The 1080-nt window shown below is 63.3% G+C and carries 1 protein-coding gene; it reads left to right on the top strand.

The annotated features are described in order from the left end of the window. Positions 1–78: 78 nt before the first annotated feature. Positions 79–1080, top strand: a 1002-nt coding sequence (locus QRN11_RS14525) for an MFS transporter (RefSeq protein ID WP_285313326.1), incomplete at its 3' end; no start/stop codon positions are given.

The following is a 1080-nucleotide window of genomic DNA, read 5'->3' as shown; positions in this document are numbered from 1 at the left end:
TTTTTCCCGGTGCGGGAATATTGTTTTGCGAATGCTTCCGCGGGTGGATGCCCGCGGCGATCAACGAAGGAGTTGTACATGGGATCTGTTGATGCAGCCCAGGGAGCGGCCGGTGCTCCGCCGGTGGAGCCCCGGCCGGCGAAGGATGATTTGTCCCCCGTCTATGAACCGAAAACGCGGCCCTACCGCCGCTATGTCAGCACGTACGCGCTGGCAAGTGTGGCCTTTTCCCTGCTGTGGGGAGCGGTGCTCACGGTCCTGCTCCCGCTGCAGGTTCAAAACCTGGAGTTCGCCCGGATCTTCGGGCCCGACAGTGGTGTTGACCTGACCGCACTGAATAATTTGAGCGGCCAGGTTGCTTCCGGCGCCGTGACGCCGTCTGCAGAGCAGCAGCAGCAGCTCGATCTTCTGGCGCAGTTCAACTCTTCACGAGCTGCCGGCCTGTCGCTGGTGACGTCGGTAGGCGTGGTCGTGGGCATGGTCTTGTCCCCAATCATCGGGACACTTTCAGATCTGACCCGCACAAAGTGGGGCCGGCGCGCCCCCTATATCGCTGCCGGCGCTGTCGTCGGAGCAGCCGGCATCACGCTGATGCCCCTGGCGCCGAACCTGTTTTTCCTGGTCCTTGCCTGGTCTGTCATCCAGATCGCCGGTAACGCCCAGGGCCCCCTCGTGGCCACGGTAGCGGACCGGGTGCCCAAAGAGCGCCTGGGGTCGGTATCGGCGGTCACCGGAGTTGTGGTGTACTTCGCGGCCATCCTCGGCGCAGTGGTGGCCGGAGCGCTTTTTGCCGCCATCGGCCTTGCCAGCTACTACCCGTTCGCCGTGACGCTTCTGCTCCTCACCGTACCGTTGCTTTTCCTTGCCCGCGACCGGTCATCCAAGCACCTGCCCCATGGAAAAATCCGGATTGGCACCATCTTTGCTTCGTTCATCGTCGCCCTGCGCGACCGGGACTACCGGTGGGCCTGGATCTCGAAGGTCTTGCTCTGGACCGGGTTCGGCATCGGCACCACCTACAGCATCTACATGCTCCAGAGCTACATCACCCCGGCACTCAGCGCGGCAGAAGCAGCCCAG

The organism is Pseudarthrobacter sp. fls2-241-R2A-168 (genome assembly GCF_030209335.1).
GTDB lineage: Bacteria > Actinomycetota > Actinomycetes > Actinomycetales > Micrococcaceae > Arthrobacter.
The sequence above is the reverse complement of the archived record's forward strand: the minus strand, read 5'-3'. Positions and strand labels throughout refer to the sequence as shown.